This window comes from Phormidium tenue FACHB-1050, assembly GCF_014696925.1.
Lineage (GTDB): Bacteria > Cyanobacteriota > Cyanobacteriia > Pseudanabaenales > Pseudanabaenaceae > Pseudanabaena.
In genome coordinates this window covers 1-15,926 of the sequence record NZ_JACJQY010000047.1, presented here as the reverse complement: position 1 = coordinate 15,926, position 15,926 = coordinate 1, and the positions used below count along the sequence as shown (strand labels likewise).

Genomic DNA, 15,926 nt, shown 5'->3' with positions numbered 1-15,926 from the left:
TAGTTTCTCTCCCCAAATAATGTATGAACTATTTGCAGGTTTAACTCATGGTAGTCTTGATACCCTTCCATTATGCGAATGGTAACGATTAATTTTTTGACGATCGCTTAGGTTTAGACGATTTAGGCATCTTGGATTTTTGGGAAAGCTTTTTTAGCTTTTCGACTTGTTTGAGGGTAAGTCCTGTAAATTGGGCGACTAATTCTACAGAAATATTGGAAAGCAACATATTTGTGGCAATTTGATTAGCAGTTTCAGCCTTACCTTCAGCCTTACCTTCAGCTTTTCCTTCAGCCTTACCTTCAGCTTTTCCTTCAGCCTTACCTTCAGCTTTTCCTTGCAGTAAAATTTCCTGATAAATTACAGATTCTTTCATCATATCGCTCCTCAAAAGTCTTTGGATGATTTCTTTATTCAGGGCTATACCTGATATTATAGCGGTCGAGGCAGCCACGTTACTTTGTAATTCTTTATCTTGGATATTTTCGATTTGCTTAGCAACTTGTCTTAGCGTTTCTGCGGGGTTGCTGGTTTGAGATAATGTTGCAAAAGGAAATAGTCCTTGATATTGCTGAAATATTTCTGTGGGCTGTTCCCATAGCCTAATTACGTTAAATTCATGATTTAGTGCGCCAATCCTAAAAGTTGTTTCATGTACTAATGGTGATTGGCTGGTCTTGAGATAGATAACGACCTGATGAATTTGTCTGTCGGGAAATTTGCGATATAGCCTGAGCCGATAGTCTGCCATGCGGAAGGGAACATTTTTATTTGGCTCGGTCTGAAATTCTATGTGCAGGATGATTTCGCTTGATTCTAGAAATATCACGGAGTCGGCGCGAATTGGTTCAACGGACAGTTCCGATGGTTCGATTTTGGTTAAAGCGATCGCCTCTCCTAGTATCCAACTGGCAAAGTCTGCGGAGAAACTTTCTGCTAAAAACTTACAGATGTTATCAATCATAGCGGGATTTTAGCAGCTTGAAATGCTTTCTAAGATTTGATCTCGAACTTCTTGCAAGATTTTGCCTAACATATTTTTGCCAGAGCCATCAGCTCCACAACCCCAATAATAATCACCTGCGGCGTTTTCCACAATTTCCTGATCGCCTGTGGAAATCAAAAGAGCTTTGAGTTGGGGATGGGTTTGAAACTTCTTGAGAACAGCCCTCCGCATCACATCATCTTTAATTTCTTCCCAATCTTCTCGGAGTGGAACTGAACGACTTCTCCCTAAATTAGCGGCAGTTTTGGGATCGGGAGCTAAACGAATTTTTTCTTGATAGGCTTTGTCTAAAAACTTTTGTGCCTGAAAATAATGCTCAGTTGTGCGCCACCATTGTCCATCTAGCTCAATGCCAAAGGGTGCGAAGTTAGAGAACTCTGCGTAGGCTTGATTTTGACTATAGAAATAGATTGTCATATAGTAAAAAAGAGTTAGCTAGTACAAACCTAAACCTAAGAAGCGAGTTGCGGCGCTTCGCGCCGCAGCTCGCTTCTTGGGTTTAGCGATCAAAATTGTGGAGCATAGTTCATTGTTATAGGATTTAAAAATTTGGAATATGTCAAACCTTGCAGGGCAAACTTACCGTAAAACAACTTCCTTCTGCTAATTTACTATGTACTTCAACCTTACCACCATGTAGTTCGACAATTCTCTTGACAAAGGCGAGTCCTAACCCTATACCATTATTTTGGCGATTGTAACTCTTATCAAATTGATTGAAGGGTTGAAATAATTTAGCTATTTTTTGAGGTTCAATGCCTATACCTGTATCTATTACAGAAATTTGAATAGTAGTTGTTTGCTCAGTTAATATGGAGTCTAAATTGTGCTTAACTATTAAACTGATCAGCCCATCGTTAGGAGTAAACTTGACAGCATTTTGAAGTAAATTGACTAATACTTGGAACATCCGCCTTTCATCAATCATTAAGTAGGGAAGAGCTTCAGCAATATTTACTTCAATTTGAATTGATTTTTGAGCTGCTTCCGCTTTGATTTGATCTATTGCTGAGTGACAGATTGGTGTAATTGGTGCTAGATCACTTTGTAATGTAAGCTTTCCTGCTTCCAGCATTGATAGATCGATGATTCGATTAATCATTTTGAGTAAATGATTACCACTGCTGTTAATGGCTTGTAAAGCTTCTATTTGCTCTGAATTAACTGTACCGAGCATCTCTTGCTTTAAGCACTCTGAGAATCCTAAAATTGCATTGAGGGGGTTACGTAGTTCTTCTCTAATAATTGAGAGGAACTTGTCTTTAAGAACTGATTCTTGCTCCTCTGTGTGTTTGGCGCTATGCGTTGTTAATGCGATTGTAATTGTCGAAAGAAGCTGCTCACTACGGAATGGCTTGACTACATATCCCATAGGATTGGTTAATTGAGCACGCTTTAGAGTTTCTGCATCTGAGAAAGCTGAGAGATATACAAGGGGAATATCACAGAAGGATTGAATGAATTTAGCAACATCTATACCATCGATTGCTCCCTTAATCCGAATATCAAGCAAGACTAAATCAGGAGCAGAGTCTAAGATATTTTTAATTGCAGTCTCGCCATCCGACGCGATCGCACAGATTACATAGCCTTCGTCTTGGAGTATTTGAGCAATATCTCGTGCGACTAATCTTTCATCTTCAACTATTACTACTCTGGTACTCAATATTTTGACCTCTCTTAAACTGACACCTATGACATATAGCAGTCCTAAATCCTAAATAATTTGTGGAAGCGCACCACTAAGGGGTGTGCTTCCACAAATTATTTAGGATTACTATAGCAATCCTAAAATTTAAGTAGATTACAATTTCAAGATTTGTTACTCACAATTATAATCTTAGTAAAGGATTAAGGACTGCTACATATTTAAGCAAAATATTCGGAAAAGCTTACTTCAGTGAGCTTATGTTTACATTACTAAATTGCAGTGATGATTATAGCTCAGTATCAAAGTTTGTTTTATAGCAAATCTCTTGTCCTAAGCTAGAGCCATGTAATACCAAAACAGAAAATGGCTGAGTCATTTTCTGTTTTGGTATTACATACTCCCTTCCCAGTTAAAGAATAGACGTGGCGGCGCGAAGCGCCGCCACGCTATTTCTTGGTTTTATATGTCTATTTCTTCGGTGGGAAGGGAGTAGCTAAGATTAAAAAATTAAAAATCTTCGATAATTACCCAGCAAATCTTAAATGAAATCTTAAAGGACAGGAAAAATCACTTGGAACTTAGTTCCATTCTCACTGCTATAAATTAGATGTCCTTCTAGTTGCTCGGTTAGGCTATAGACTAGCTGCATTCCTAAGCTATCGGTATTTTCTAAATCAATTTCTTGAGGAATTCCAATTCCATTATCTGCAACAGTTAAATGGTATTTATTTGCAGTTTGCATCAATTGGATATTGATCTCACCCGACCCATGCGGGAACGCATATTTCAAAGTGTTGGATATTAATTCATTAATAATGAGCCCTAGAGGGATAGATTGCTCGATGGGTAAGAAAATATTAGTAACTGATGTTACGTGGAACTCAGATGATGAATCTCTTGTTGCTAGCACGACAGGGCAACCACGGGGGGATTGCCCCTACTCCAATAATTTAGATTTTTGTAGGGGCTGTGCCCCCGTGCCAGCCCTAGACTTAGATGATCGTAGGGATTCTATCCACGTAACATCAGTTAGTAACATCTACTTGAGATTGAATATTTGCCGATGCATTGCCATAGCACTGAAATAAATTAGAGAGTAAGTCGGATATGTAGTCATGGAAATCAATGCTAGCGAGATCATCATTGCGATGTAATTGGGCATGAATTAAAGCCATAGATTGAATCCGATTTTGGTAATCTTCAATCAAGATTTTGAGATCGGGCGTGGTTTTGCGGAATTGCATTCTCAAGAGACTAGACATCACTTGCAAATTATTTTTGACTCGGTGATGTACTTCTTTGAGCAGTACTTTCTTTTGGTGCAATTCATTGGCTAACTGGATATACAGTGTTTCTTTGTTTGCTAGCTCTTCCTGTACTTGCTGATATAAGTTTGCCTGTTGAATGGCGATCGCTAATTGATTACTAATTTGCTGGATGAGGATGATTTCCTCTATTTCCCAATTGCGAGGCGATGAACATTGGTGAATACAGATGAGTCCCCATAGTGATGAACCATTGAGTAGTGGGACAACTAAATTTGCTCTAATTTGAAATGCCTCTAAGACATCAATATGACATTGTGAAAGCCCAGCATTGTAGATATCCCCTACGGCTTGATAGTCTCCATATTTGTAAGACTGAGAATATCGCTCACCAAAACAATGATCGTGACAAGGAATCTTGACTACTGAATAAAATCCAGCAACTACGGATTCGGCAACAAATTCACCATCATTAAAACCAGAGTCAGGTTCAAATTTGAAGATGCCAACACGATCTGCTTGCAGAAACTGCCGAATTTCTAAAGTGGCGGTCTCAAAAATAGTATGCAGATCAAGGGATTGGCGAATACGCTGCATAATCTCGCGCAGTAAAGCCTCTCTATCTGCCTGTTGACGAATGAGCTTTTCTGCATATTGTCGATCGTGCAGTTCCAGTTGCAGTTGTTGATATAGGCTCGCCTGTTGAATAGCGATCGCAAATTGGCTAGATAGCTGCTGCATCAGATCTATTTCCCAATCTTGCCAATGACGTGGGTGATCGCATTGATGAGCAATTAGCAATCCCCAAAGTTTTTCATCTTGAATAATTGGGACGACTAGCTTGGCTCTTACTTTGATTTCTTTAAGAAATTCTACTAGGCATGGTAACATCATCTCAATCTCAAGATCGCTGAGCGCATAAACCTTTCCTTTTAGATATTGTTCTTGGATCTCGATGGGAAAAACTTCTTCACTATAGGTGTTATTTAGGATTGGTTGACAGCTAAAGCTTACAGATTCAGCAATAGCTGTCCCCGTTCCATCTGCAAATACTTGATAAACCAATACTCTACTTGAGTTTAAGACCTGATGTATTTCCGCAACAGTTGTATTCAGGATTTCTTCAAGGTTAAGAGAGGCTCGAATGCGCTGAGTGATTGAACCAATTAGCTTTTGCTGCTCTGTCTGCTGTCTTACTTGTAGCTCAGCAAGTTTGCGATCAGTAATCTCTAAGACAAGTCCATGCCTTACGATGTCACCATTTTGACGTTTAAATAGATTGATATCCATTCCATGAGTTTTTTCCACAAAGGCACTAATCTGTAGCCATTTAATCTTGCCTGAAGGAGTGATAATGCGCCATTCATTACTAAAAGACAATAAATTCTCAGCACTACGATTTAAGGATTTGAACAAACTTGTTTGAGTTTCAGGATGAATACAATCGTAGATAAATTGAGGGTTATTAAGAGCTTCCTCCACTGTAACTTCATAGATTCTTTCAACGCCAGAGCTTACATACTCTAAATACTCTGAACCATCGGGACGTTGAATGGTAGTATAGATAATTCCAGGTAAAGTTTCGGCGATCCTTTCAAATCTTCTCTCACTTTCACGCAGAGCTTCTTCAGCAATTTTGCGATCGGTTATTTCTAACATAATGCCATGCCGAGCAATATCTCCATGTTGGCGGTTTAATAGTGCGACATCAATTTCTTCTATCTTTTCGGGTAAAGATCTAAGCTGTAGCCATTTAATCTTACCTGAAGGAGTAATAATGCGCCATTCATGATTAAAGGGGGTCATCGTTGTAACACTATGATTAGCGGCAGCAGCAAAGCCTGCTCGATCATCGGGATGGTGCTTATCATCAAGCCATTTTGGATCTTCTAATATTTGCTCAACCGCTACTTCACTAATTTTCTCGACTCCCGAACTAATGTATTCAAAATAATGAGAACCATCTACACGTTGAATCATCGTGTAAATCATCCCAGGCAGAGTTGCAGCAATGCGCTCAAATCTTCTCTCACTGATGCGTAGTGCTTCCTCAGTACGCTTCTTTTCGCTAATATCTCGAACTAAAAGCAAAACTTCGTCCTTAGCATAGGGAACAATTCGCACCTCCTCAACTTGAGTTTTTCCATCAATGAGAAGAATCTGTTCATATACTTGAATAGAATTAGTATCTAATGCTTTGCAAATATATTCAATGCGTTCTTGTGCTAACTCATGGGATAGAACTTGTGAGATGCTGGTTCCTACCAAATCAGTACTACTACCTAAAACATGGAAATTTGGACTGGCAAGAAATTCTAAATAGATTCCTTCTCGATTAATTCGCATGAGTAGGTCTGGCAACGCACTGATTAAGGCTCGTTGATGGGCTTCGCTAGTTTGTAGAGCTTTTTCATAGCGTTTGCGATCAGTGATGTCTTGAGCGCTGCCAATTACCAACAAGATATTACCATGCTCATCTCGACTAAACACAGCATCTCGGCTATGCAACCAACGCCATTCTCCATTAGCATGTTGCATACGGTAGTCCATATCGATGATTGTGCCATCTTCCGCAGCATGGAGTCGCGCTAAATTAATCGATACTTGACCAATGTCATCGGGATGAATCAGTCTTTGAAAAAGATCTGCCCCCATGTCCTGTACGTCTTGGGTCGTGTATCCAAGTATGCAATAAATCTCGCGGTTCGCGTAGATGTTTCGCCGCTCTTGTACGTTGTATAGATAAAGAATGTTTGGGGATGCCTCGGCGATTTGCTGAATAAATTTTTGACTTTCTCGAAGCTCGAACTCAACTTTTTGGCGATCGCTTAATTCTTGTTGTAGTTGTTGATAGAGCAATTTTTCGCGTTGCAACTGCTGCTGTAAATTGACATCACTGTGATTGCGCTCAATGGCAATACTTGCAGCGTAAATAGTATTCCTAATTACTTTGAGTTCTTCTATGGATGGCTGTAATAACTCTCGATAGCATAGAATGCAGAATCCTAATACCTTTTGTTGATTGCGTGCAAGAATTGGATTGATCCATAGAGCTTTGAAACCGTGAGATATTGCTAAATTTTTATAGTCTTGCAAATGGGAATTAGTAATGTCACTTATATTGACACTTTTGCCTTCAAGAGTATTACCAAAAACAGGCGTGATTTCATCTAAAGGAATATCATTGAGAACAAGACTAAAATCATTTGGCAAATTAGGTTCAGCAATACATTTGAGTTTGTCTTGATGATCAATCACTAAAATAGAACATAGGGCATCATTTGTTTGCAAATCAATTAACAACGAAAGAAGATTAAATGTTTCTGCAAGGGGATCGCCCATCGCAATACAGCCTAGGCAACGATTTTGGATTTCTAGTAATGATTCCGAAAGATTATATTTACTAAATTCTGTCTTAATGTCTTGTTCAAAAAAATCTTGCTGGGTTTGATTCTGTTTGGTCTGTATCTCAGTAAAGCTATTATTAAATACAAATTTTTGCAATTTTTTATTGGTACTGATGACTTCTTGATGTAACTGAGATTGGGAGATCGCATTCCTAATTGCTGAGAAAATTAATTCTTTATTTAGGACTTCTTTAATTAAATAATCATGATAATCCCATTGCATATTGGATATTAATTTCTCCATGAGTGTGCTTATCAAAAGCACTACAGGAATTTGACGCAAACTCATCTGTTGTAAAAAAGTTGATCCATCTAGGTTGGGCAATTCCCAATCCAACAAAATGCAATCAGGATTTTTGATTAGACTGGCTTCTATGGCTTCAAAATGTGACAGGCAAAGCTGAATATGGTAAGAATTTTGGCGGTGTTTTAAAGTGCTTGTATGGCTAGACAACGCAAGATACTGACAAACCAAATCGTTATAGTTAGCCGCGATAATTAAAACCTGATATTTAGAGGTAGCCATACATCCATTAATTTAGATAAAATGCAATAGATATAGCATTCCCAAATCAGAGCATAAAGTACTTCGTTAAACCCACAAATCTACACATGATTTAGGACTGCTATATTAATGAGAGTTAATGCTTTTCATTGATTCTCATTAATATGGGTTTTATGAGTATCATGCTTTGGTAGGATGATGATGTGTGGATATAAGTACTAGACTTTACTGCAAAGATTTGGATAAAAAATCAGTATCAGCTAACTGGTGGAGATCATGTTATGAATACACAAGAAGCGACCATCGAATCCTTGCAAAATCGAATTAAGTATCTGGAAGCACATCTCCATCTAGCTTTACAGGTTTTAAATGAAATAGAAAATGATTCTCAAGAAGTAGCAAAATCTTTAGAGTATCAGCATCAATCTCAAACTATAGATATAATTCCCAACAGCAAAATCCAACTACCTACATTTTTACATGCACGCACATGGAAGCATGATTATCCTGATGCAGGAAATCATGAAAATTCACGCGATCGCCTAGTTGCTAGGGCTTCTTAAACTGTGGTACTTGTGTTTATCAAAAAAGAGATGACGTGCAGAACACGCCATCTCTTTTTTAGTTTTCAGAAAATGTTCCTTTTACAAATCAGAGAATTAATGTGAAAATTGCTATATTAATTCGTGGATGAAGACTATGGAACTGGAAGATTTTTTTGCTTTAGTACATCCTGCGATCGCGGTTATTGTGGTGTTTCCCTTAATCGGCATTGTCACAAATCGCGCTTGGCTAGTTCGACAGCGCCGCCTGCAAGTGATCGATGGCGAAAAAAGCAAGATTCCTCCAGTTGTGGGATCTGAACATGTAGCGATCGGTAACTGGTTGAGCATCTCAGTTGTAGGAGTTACTTTATTGGGTATGGCTTATCCAATTTTTTCCAGATTTCTCAAAAATAATGTCTTCTCTAAGGATTCTTTGCGTGCGTCTTTTGTAGTCGCTATTTTCATAGCCACGATCGCTTCATTTACGTTTCTGTTTAAGGCTAAGGTCAAAATAGGGCGAAATATTTTTGCAGCTTTAACATCAATTGGATTGATTGTGTTAGGGGCGCAGCCAGAAGTATTTCGTCGGGATAATGAATGGTTCTTTTCTCATTATTACTATGGTATTGCTGCCGCGATATTGATGATTATTTCGGTCGCTATTACTCAAGATATTTACAAGGACAAACAAAATCGCTGGCGGAATATCCACATTATTCTTAACTGTTTTGCTTTACTTCTATTTGTTGGACAGGGAATGACTGGTGCTAGAGATTTATTATCGATACCTTATAGTTGGCAAAAAGAATATCTGCGTCCTTGCGATTCCAAAACGAGAACCTGTCCAAAATCTACAGCTTTTTACACTCCAACTAATGTAGAGCCTATTTACAGCAATTTATGATCAGCTTATGTTGCTTATAGCTATAGCTACCTGTATCAGGACAAATCAAAACCCAAATAGTGTGAGGCGGCGCGAAGCGCCGCCTCACACTATTTGGATTTAAGAATGACGACAGCTATAGAATCAGAGATTAGGGGCTTGGAGACCAAGTCCCTACCTCTACAAAAATGTAGGGATTTGGTCTCCAAATCCTCTTTTGCAGCGATTTGCTTTAAATTCCCTTATGTAAATTGCCATAGTGAAAATCAACAATATTCAGAAATTCTTAGAACGCACTCCTAGCTCAATTTACCTTGCTATTGCTGTCTTGATTTTTGCATCTTCTAACTCGATTACTCGCAAAATCGTAGCCATTGGGAAACAGAACTTGATCGATGGTAGAAATCCCATCTCACTCTGTAACGTTCTGTTTGTGGGTAATATTTGCGCCTTTGGATTGATGGCTTGTATCTTTCATCAAGACTGGAAAATTAAGAACCTCAAGGCAATATCTCTTAAAAATTGGATTAGCCTCACCATCATGGGCATCCTGTCTGGCGCGATTGCCCCAGCCTTAATTTTTACAGCACTTGAGCAAACAAATGTGACTAATATCGTCTTAATTGGGCGGATTGAGCCAATCCTGACATTGATATTAAATGTTTGTTTATTAGGTGCATCAGTTAACATTTGGACGATCGCAGGTTCTTTCTTATCCTTTGCGGGTGTCGTCATCACAGCCCTTTTAACAACATCCAGTAGCAAAATGATGATGATGGGAGGATTTGCGATTGGTACTGGCGAAATTTTAGTAGCGATCGCGGCGGTGATAGTTTCCATTTCCACGATTGTTAGTAAATTGCAATTACGGGCGATTCCCTTGGGGATTATGACCCTTTATCGTAATGCGTTGGGAACTGTGATTTTTTTTATAATAGCGAATGTGCTTTATGGAGCAGTGCATTTTACCGATGTGCTGTCTCCTTTGCTCTGGCAATGGATGCTCATCTATGCTGCTGTGATTGTGGTGGTTGGGCAAATATGTTGGTTAGCAGGGCTAAAAAATGCTACTTCCACAGAACTAAATTTAGCCAGTTTATTCAATCCAATCATCGCGATTATTATGGCGTATCTGATTTTGGCTGAAGTTCCTACTCAAGCCCAATATTTAGGAGGTAGCCTTTTGTTAATCGGGTTTATCTTCAGTTTTATTGGCAATCGCTACCAAACAAAGATTAGTCAAAAATTAAAGAAGCCAAATCTTCCTGAAGCAGAGGAAATGATGGGTGGTTTTCGAGGAGTATAAAAAAAGGGGCGCATTGCGCCCCCTTTTTTTACACTTCGCCGATGTATTTCAGCACTACTACACTTAATGGTGGTGCAGTTACGTCAATTGAGTAAGGCTTGCCGTGAGTTCCATAGTCATCAGCATACTTACCGCCCAGATTGCCAATACCACTACCGCCGTAGATCGGCGCATCACTGTTAAGCACTTCCTTATAGAAGCCCTTCTCAGGTACACCAACACGATAGTTATGATGAACAACAGGTGTAAAGTTGCAGACCACCAACACAAATTCACCATCATCAGCTTTTCGCAAGAAAGAGATGACGGAGTTCTGGGTGTCGTTACACTCAATCCATTCAAATCCATCTTGAGTAAAGTCTTGAGTGTAAAGCTCAGGTAGCGATCGCAAAAGTTTATTCAGATCGCCAACATATTTTTGCAGAGTCTTGTGGCTAGGATATTGCAGCAAATGCCATTCCAAATCGCCCCAAACGTTCCACTCAGCCCATTGTCCAATTTCCATGCCCATAAACATGGTCTTCTTACCTGGGTGAGTAAACATATAGCCATAGAGACAGCGCAAGTTAGCAAACTTCTGCCACTCATCCCCCGGCATCTTGCCGATCATCGGACTCTTACCATGTACTACTTCATCATGGGATAGCGCCAACATGAAGTTTTCACTGAAGGCATACCAAATGCTAAAGGTAAGATAATTGTTGTTATGCCCACGGAAGTATGGGTCAAGCTTGAAGTAATCAAGCATATCGTGCATCCAACCCATGTTCCATTTCAGGTTAAAGCCTAAGCCTCCTGAATAAGCGGGCCATGTCACCATCGGCCATGAAGTTGATTCTTCGGCGATCGATAATGCCCCTGGATAGTAGGTGAATAGAATGCTGTGTAGGTGACGGAATAACTCGATCGCTTCTAAGCTTTCACGACCGCCATACTCATTAGCTAGCCATGTCCCTGGTTCACGGTTGTAATCGCGATAGATCATTGAGGCGACGGCATCAACGCGAATGCCATCAATGTGATATTTATCAAACCAAAACAGCACATTGGCGATCAAGAAATTCTTAACTTCACTACGCTTGTAGTTAAAGATCTTGGTTCCCCATTCCTTATGCTCACCAATGCGGACATCGGCGGGTTCATAGAGGAATGTACCATCAAAGAAAGATAAACCATGTCCATCCTTAGGGAAGTGGGCGGGAACCCAATCGACAATGATGCCAATGTCATTTTGGTGACACTTATCGATGAAGTACATCAAATCTTGGGGTGTGCCATAGCGCGACGTGGCGGCATAGTAGCCCGTCACTTGATAACCCCATGAGCCATCGAAGGGATGCTCTGCTACAGGCATCATTTCAATGTGGGTATAGCCCATCTCCTTGACGTAGGGGATCAGGTCTTCGGCAAGCTCACGATAGGTGAGAAATCTTGCCCCTGGTTTGAGGTCGGCGGCTGATACCGCAGGATAGCCACTGGCTGGAGGATTGGCTGCGGAGGCGTGCATCCATGAGCCAAGGTGCATTTCGTAGACAGAAATCGGCTTTTTGAGAGGATCTTCAGTGCGACGTTTTTCTAACCATGCCTGATCATTCCATTCGTAGGTACTGAGATCGGTGACTATTGAGGCTGTCTTGGGGCGAACCTCTTGGAAGTATCCATAGGGATCGGATTTTTCGTAAATATGACCTTCAGGACTCTTAATTTCGTATTTGTAAACAGTACCAACGACTAATTCAGGAATAAATAGATCCCAAATGCCTGTATTGCCTTTACGCATTTGGTGCTTGCGTCCATCCCAGCTATTAAAATCGCCGATAATCGAGACGTTACGGGCATTAGGAGCCCAGACTGCAAAATAAACGCCACTTACACCGTCAATGGTGGTGGGGTGTGCGCCCATTTTTTCGTAAATTTGATAATGTGTACCTTCACCAAATAGGTAAGCGTCAAACTCAGTCAGCAATGGTGATTTAAAATAGTAGGGATCGTGAATTAGGCGATCGCTGTCTCCAGCCTTGACTCTAAACTGGTAATTAAACAGGTGGGGCGCATCGCTAATCACACATTCAAAAAAGTGGGGATGATGCACTGATTGCATTGGATATTCTTTGTGCTGATCGGGCGTAACTACATAGACTGCCTCTGCATCGGGTAGATACGCTCTAACCACCCATACCGACTTACCATCTTGCTCAATTTCATGGGGACCAAGGACTGTAAAGGGGTCGTGGTGTTGATTCCACACAATGCGATCGATTTGCTCGGTGGGGATGGTTGGGGTCATATCTCTTTTAGTAAACGCACATATTTAAATTACTGCATATTATTCCCTAAATTGCGGGGTGTAATCTAAACTAAAGACTGATATACATTTTCTTTTATTTTTTATACACATAAAATATGCGGTTGAGATATATTTTTTAGAGGTATTGCGATCGCGTAGAGAACCTTTTAGATGAAATGGTGATCGCTCTAAACTCTTTACCAAAAATTGCGATCGCTTCTTCAAAAATTACAACTAATTTGGATATCTGCGCTACGTTAAGATTGTCCATGCAATTTCACTTAAAAGGAATATATTCAACTGTATTCATCCATTCGTTAGGCTCCGAAGCTTGAGCGATCAGTTCTAGATCTTTGACGAATTGCCCAATTGTGCCACCGAGTTGATGTCCAAAGATTAATCCTGCAAATTGTTTGCCTTCTACTTGCCAAGTCTCAGCTAGAACTCGAAAGCGAATGTCTTGGGTAAAGAGAACTCGTTTGAGTTCTGTTGTTCGTTCTAAAAGTTGATCATCAGGCAATTCTGTAGTTTCATCCTCAAAGGCTGTTAATACGTCTATGCCTTTACGACGCAGTTGTTGTGTAATTGCTTGAGGGACATGAACATCCATGTACAAAGCGATCGCCATTTTAGAGAACTCCTTGCGCTTTCATCCTGACGTAAAAAGGCGATCGCATAGATTGGCTAGTACTTCCTTGGACTTGCTCCCATTCTTCTTTGATTTCTTGGTCAATTTCTTTTTGATGATCGAAGTAATAACCCATTGCTGCATGGGCTTCTGCGGGTGTTAGGTAAAGGTGTTGACGGCATATTTCTTCGACTGACCAACCATAGGCGAGGTAATCCATGACGATTTGCGCTACTCGAATGCGCGGTAGACGTTGCAGTCTAGCGGGTTGGTTGTCGCTTTTTTCGATATGTGGATAACTTAGGGCTAACATAATATTTTATTTTGATGCATGGGCTATTTGTTGCATTGTTGTACTAGTAGCATTAGATTCAGTCATTGGCTTAGATTTATTCCAATAACTTACAACAAGTATACTTTTGCTTTCTGTGTTTGCGTATTTTTAAACTAGATTACAATTTATACAAAGTAAGCTTTAAATTCTTTGTTATGACATCTCAAGAACTACAAAAACAAGCGTTGCAATTGCCGATTAGCGATCGCTGGCAGTTGGTACAAACTCTCCTAGAGTCTCTAAAACGGGAGTCTCAACCAAGTGTAAAACGTGGTAATCTATCGAGCCTTAGAGGTATAGCTAAAAGTTCGACTGGAATGGATGAACTTGATGCTAAGGAAGAATATACTAACTATCTCACTGAAAAATACCAGTAATGAGAGTTCTGATTGACACTAATGTTGTTCTTGATTTCTTGCAAGAACGTGAGCCGTTTGTAAAAGATGCGGCGAGATTGTTTGCGCGAATTGATGCTGGGGAAATTGAGGGATTCATTGCTGCGACGACAATCACCAACATCTATTATATTGTCCGTAGAGCGGCAGGAATGGAAGCCGCTCAAAATGCGATCGCACAAGTCTTAGCTGATCTAAATATTTGCCCTGTAGATCGAGATGTTTTAGAACAGGCTATCAAACTTAATTTTCGAGATTTTGAGGATGCGGTGCAATATGCTTGTGGAGTTGTGCATAGTGTGGATGTAATTGTAACTCGTGATGTATCGGGGTTTATCAGTGGGGAGATTCCAGTAGTTTTGCCGAAAGATTTTGATGATTTTACGATTTAGAATTTGCTTATTTTTTAATCCGTTACTGCTTCTTTAACTTGATCACGTACTTGAAACTCTCTCAGGAATTTAAAAACATTTCAAAGCCTGTCTTTTCATCGTGCTAGGAGAGCATGGTTAATTTTGTAGATAAAGTAAGGGAGATGACACTTAATATTTTTTTCTGTAGCTATATAGAATAAAATCTAGTTAATATGCTTTTTAAATTACAAATAAGAAAATATATTAAATTACAAATAGAAACCCAAGAATTATATTAATAATGAATCTCCCTAGATAGATGATTAGTCTAATTTATAATTGATTTTAGAAAGTGATCTAGTAAAAACTTTATAAAATAATTAAACGGGGCAGCAAATAATATCGCGAGTACTTTGTTAGAAATTTTCTTAGTTAACTTTTTGTTCTTTCGTTCAAAGTCATCTTTAGCATTTTCATCTCCTTTTGTGATTTGGAAATTTGGATATTCTTCTAGTTTGTCAATTTGCTTGTCAATTGACTTTTCAATAAGACTACCGACAAAAGATCCAACCATAAAGAAACCCAATAAAAATATTAGACTTGTTTGTAAACTGTCAAGTGAGAGGTCTTTCTCAATGCCAATAATAGGGTATAGATAGTCAGTATAACTAAAAATGATAATTAGTATTAGAAGGGGGAAAAAATATCGAATGAATCCAGTTGTTGATTTTCCGTACTTCTTTAGAAGGTTCTGGATAAGTTCAGGCTCTGGAACTTTTTTTAAGCCTTTATACCATTTTTCTACAATAAAAAGTAATTCATTTGCAACTATAGTATTAATAAAATCAACTTTACAAACACCCGCAGAAATAGCTTCTTTAACCTCTGAGATATCATCACTAGTAAGCATCATTTGAAATATATCTTTAGGTGGTATTGCATTCCCAATTCTTAGTTTCATTGAATGGGTTTGAGGAGATTTATGCTGTGGCAATTGAATAAGGATATTCCAATTCATGCTAATGGCATCAACCTTTTCATTTACTGTATTCCATTTTACTCTTTCAAACTCAGCCCAAGTAGAAAAATCCTTTATTCTTTTGTTGGCGAGAGTAAAGGCTATTGATACCGTTTGCCCAGTAGTTTCATGATTCCCAAGTTTAGCTGCAACTTCCTCCTCAAGAGTCATAATGTCTGACAATTCAACAATTTTACCTCCTGTTAGAAAACAGATCTCAGTATCAGGTTTAGCATTATATAACTTAGTACAGGACAAAAAGTTGCAAAAGTAGGCAGGAAGGGGTTTTATAAAAGATAACCACATCACAAATAAAACCCCTATGAAAGAGATTAACCTATTT

Annotated in this window: 15 protein-coding genes; 5 read left to right on the top strand and 10 right to left on the bottom strand. The window is 39.2% G+C overall.

Features of this window, described 5'->3' with window-relative positions; genetic code table 11:
* Window positions 1-88: 88 nt before the first annotated feature.
* From H6G05_RS20960 to H6G05_RS20940, 5 genes are all read right to left on the bottom strand, one after another.
* On the bottom strand, window positions 89-964 hold the full coding sequence (locus H6G05_RS20960) for an Rpn family recombination-promoting nuclease/putative transposase (protein WP_190581140.1): 876 nt from the start codon (window positions 962-964) through the stop codon (window positions 89-91).
* A 9-nt stretch (window positions 965-973) separates the two neighbouring features.
* Window positions 974-1,423, bottom strand: coding sequence for an NADAR family protein (locus H6G05_RS20955; protein WP_190581138.1), 450 nt, complete (start codon window positions 1,421-1,423; stop codon window positions 974-976).
* A gap of 142 nt (window positions 1,424-1,565) precedes the next feature.
* On the bottom strand, window positions 1,566-2,672 hold the full coding sequence (locus tag H6G05_RS20950; protein ID WP_190581136.1) for a hybrid sensor histidine kinase/response regulator: 1,107 nt from the start codon (window positions 2,670-2,672) through the stop codon (window positions 1,566-1,568).
* Between the two features lie 535 nt (window positions 2,673-3,207).
* Window positions 3,208-3,567, bottom strand: a complete 360-nt coding sequence (locus tag H6G05_RS20945; RefSeq protein WP_190581134.1) for a sensor histidine kinase — start codon at window positions 3,565-3,567, stop codon at window positions 3,208-3,210.
* A gap of 115 nt (window positions 3,568-3,682) precedes the next feature.
* Complete coding sequence (locus H6G05_RS20940) at window positions 3,683-7,855, bottom strand: GAF domain-containing protein (RefSeq protein WP_190581132.1); 4,173 nt, start codon at window positions 7,853-7,855, stop codon at window positions 3,683-3,685.
* A 260-nt stretch (window positions 7,856-8,115) separates the two neighbouring features.
* On the opposite strand from H6G05_RS20940, the gene H6G05_RS20935 reads away from it, so the two are divergent.
* From H6G05_RS20935 to H6G05_RS25890, 3 genes are all read left to right on the top strand, one after another.
* Entirely contained in the window at window positions 8,116-8,397 is a 282-nt protein-coding gene (locus H6G05_RS20935) for a hypothetical protein (RefSeq protein ID WP_190581123.1), read from the top strand.
* A gap of 136 nt (window positions 8,398-8,533) precedes the next feature.
* Window positions 8,534-9,283: a DUF4079 domain-containing protein gene (locus tag H6G05_RS20930; RefSeq protein ID WP_190581121.1), complete on the top strand. Its 750-nt coding sequence runs from the start codon at window positions 8,534-8,536 to the stop codon at window positions 9,281-9,283.
* A gap of 238 nt (window positions 9,284-9,521) precedes the next feature.
* Window positions 9,522-10,568 carry a DMT family transporter gene (locus H6G05_RS25890; protein WP_199310695.1) on the top strand — a complete coding sequence of 349 codons (1,047 nt, stop codon included), beginning with the start codon at window positions 9,522-9,524 and terminating at the stop codon, window positions 10,566-10,568.
* A 28-nt stretch (window positions 10,569-10,596) separates the two neighbouring features.
* Here H6G05_RS25890 and glgB read toward each other — a convergent pair whose 3' ends face one another.
* The 4 genes from glgB to H6G05_RS20910 form a co-directional block, all read right to left on the bottom strand.
* A complete protein-coding gene (gene glgB / locus H6G05_RS20920) occupies window positions 10,597-12,855 on the bottom strand; it encodes a 1,4-alpha-glucan branching protein GlgB (RefSeq protein WP_190581119.1) in 2,259 nt (752 codons plus the stop codon).
* Window positions 12,856-12,991: 136 nt separating this feature from the next.
* On the bottom strand, window positions 12,992-13,126 hold the full coding sequence (locus H6G05_RS25670) for a hypothetical protein (RefSeq protein WP_277874776.1): 135 nt from the start codon (window positions 13,124-13,126) through the stop codon (window positions 12,992-12,994).
* Window positions 13,127-13,132: 6 nt separating this feature from the next.
* Window positions 13,133-13,483: a DUF5615 family PIN-like protein gene (locus tag H6G05_RS20915; RefSeq protein ID WP_190581116.1), complete on the bottom strand. Its 351-nt coding sequence runs from the start codon at window positions 13,481-13,483 to the stop codon at window positions 13,133-13,135.
* Between the two features lies 1 nt (window position 13,484).
* Window positions 13,485-13,796 carry a DUF433 domain-containing protein gene (locus H6G05_RS20910; protein ID WP_190581114.1) on the bottom strand — a complete coding sequence of 104 codons (312 nt, stop codon included), beginning with the start codon at window positions 13,794-13,796 and terminating at the stop codon, window positions 13,485-13,487.
* A gap of 176 nt (window positions 13,797-13,972) precedes the next feature.
* On the opposite strand from H6G05_RS20910, the gene H6G05_RS20905 reads away from it, so the two are divergent.
* Both H6G05_RS20905 and H6G05_RS20900 read left to right on the top strand, forming a co-directional pair.
* Window positions 13,973-14,194 carry a hypothetical protein gene (locus H6G05_RS20905; RefSeq protein WP_190581112.1) on the top strand — a complete coding sequence of 74 codons (222 nt, stop codon included), beginning with the start codon at window positions 13,973-13,975 and terminating at the stop codon, window positions 14,192-14,194.
* On the top strand, window positions 14,194-14,604 hold the full coding sequence (locus H6G05_RS20900) for a type II toxin-antitoxin system VapC family toxin (RefSeq protein WP_190581110.1): 411 nt from the start codon (window positions 14,194-14,196) through the stop codon (window positions 14,602-14,604). The genes H6G05_RS20905 and H6G05_RS20900 overlap by 1 nt, the downstream gene beginning before the upstream one ends.
* 289 nt (window positions 14,605-14,893) lie before the next feature.
* Here H6G05_RS20900 and H6G05_RS20895 read toward each other — a convergent pair.
* Window positions 14,894-15,926: hypothetical protein (locus tag H6G05_RS20895; protein ID WP_206756222.1), on the bottom strand; the 1,033-nt coding region annotated here is incomplete at its 5' end.

Excerpts from the sequence above, each read along its gene's own strand:
- H6G05_RS20900 (WP_190581110.1), top strand. The coding sequence starts at position 14,194 with ATGAGAGTTCTGATTGACACTAATGTTGTTCTTGATTTCTTGCAAGAA.
- H6G05_RS20915 (WP_190581116.1), bottom strand. The coding sequence starts at position 13,483 with ATGGCGATCGCTTTGTACATGGATGTTCATGTCCCTCAAGCAATTACA.
- H6G05_RS20955 (WP_190581138.1), bottom strand. The coding sequence starts at position 1,423 with ATGACAATCTATTTCTATAGTCAAAATCAAGCCTACGCAGAGTTCTCT.
- H6G05_RS20905 (WP_190581112.1), top strand. The coding sequence starts at position 13,973 with ATGACATCTCAAGAACTACAAAAACAAGCGTTGCAATTGCCGATTAGC.
- H6G05_RS20935 (WP_190581123.1), top strand. The coding sequence starts at position 8,116 with ATGAATACACAAGAAGCGACCATCGAATCCTTGCAAAATCGAATTAAG.
- H6G05_RS20910 (WP_190581114.1), bottom strand. The coding sequence starts at position 13,796 with ATGTTAGCCCTAAGTTATCCACATATCGAAAAAAGCGACAACCAACCC.
- glgB (WP_190581119.1), bottom strand. The coding sequence starts at position 12,855 with ATGACCCCAACCATCCCCACCGAGCAAATCGATCGCATTGTGTGGAAT.
- H6G05_RS20960 (WP_190581140.1), bottom strand. The coding sequence starts at position 964 with ATGATTGATAACATCTGTAAGTTTTTAGCAGAAAGTTTCTCCGCAGAC.
- H6G05_RS25670 (WP_277874776.1), bottom strand. The coding sequence starts at position 13,126 with ATGGACAATCTTAACGTAGCGCAGATATCCAAATTAGTTGTAATTTTT.
- H6G05_RS20930 (WP_190581121.1), top strand. The coding sequence starts at position 8,534 with ATGGAACTGGAAGATTTTTTTGCTTTAGTACATCCTGCGATCGCGGTT.
- H6G05_RS20940 (WP_190581132.1), bottom strand. The coding sequence starts at position 7,855 with ATGGCTACCTCTAAATATCAGGTTTTAATTATCGCGGCTAACTATAAC.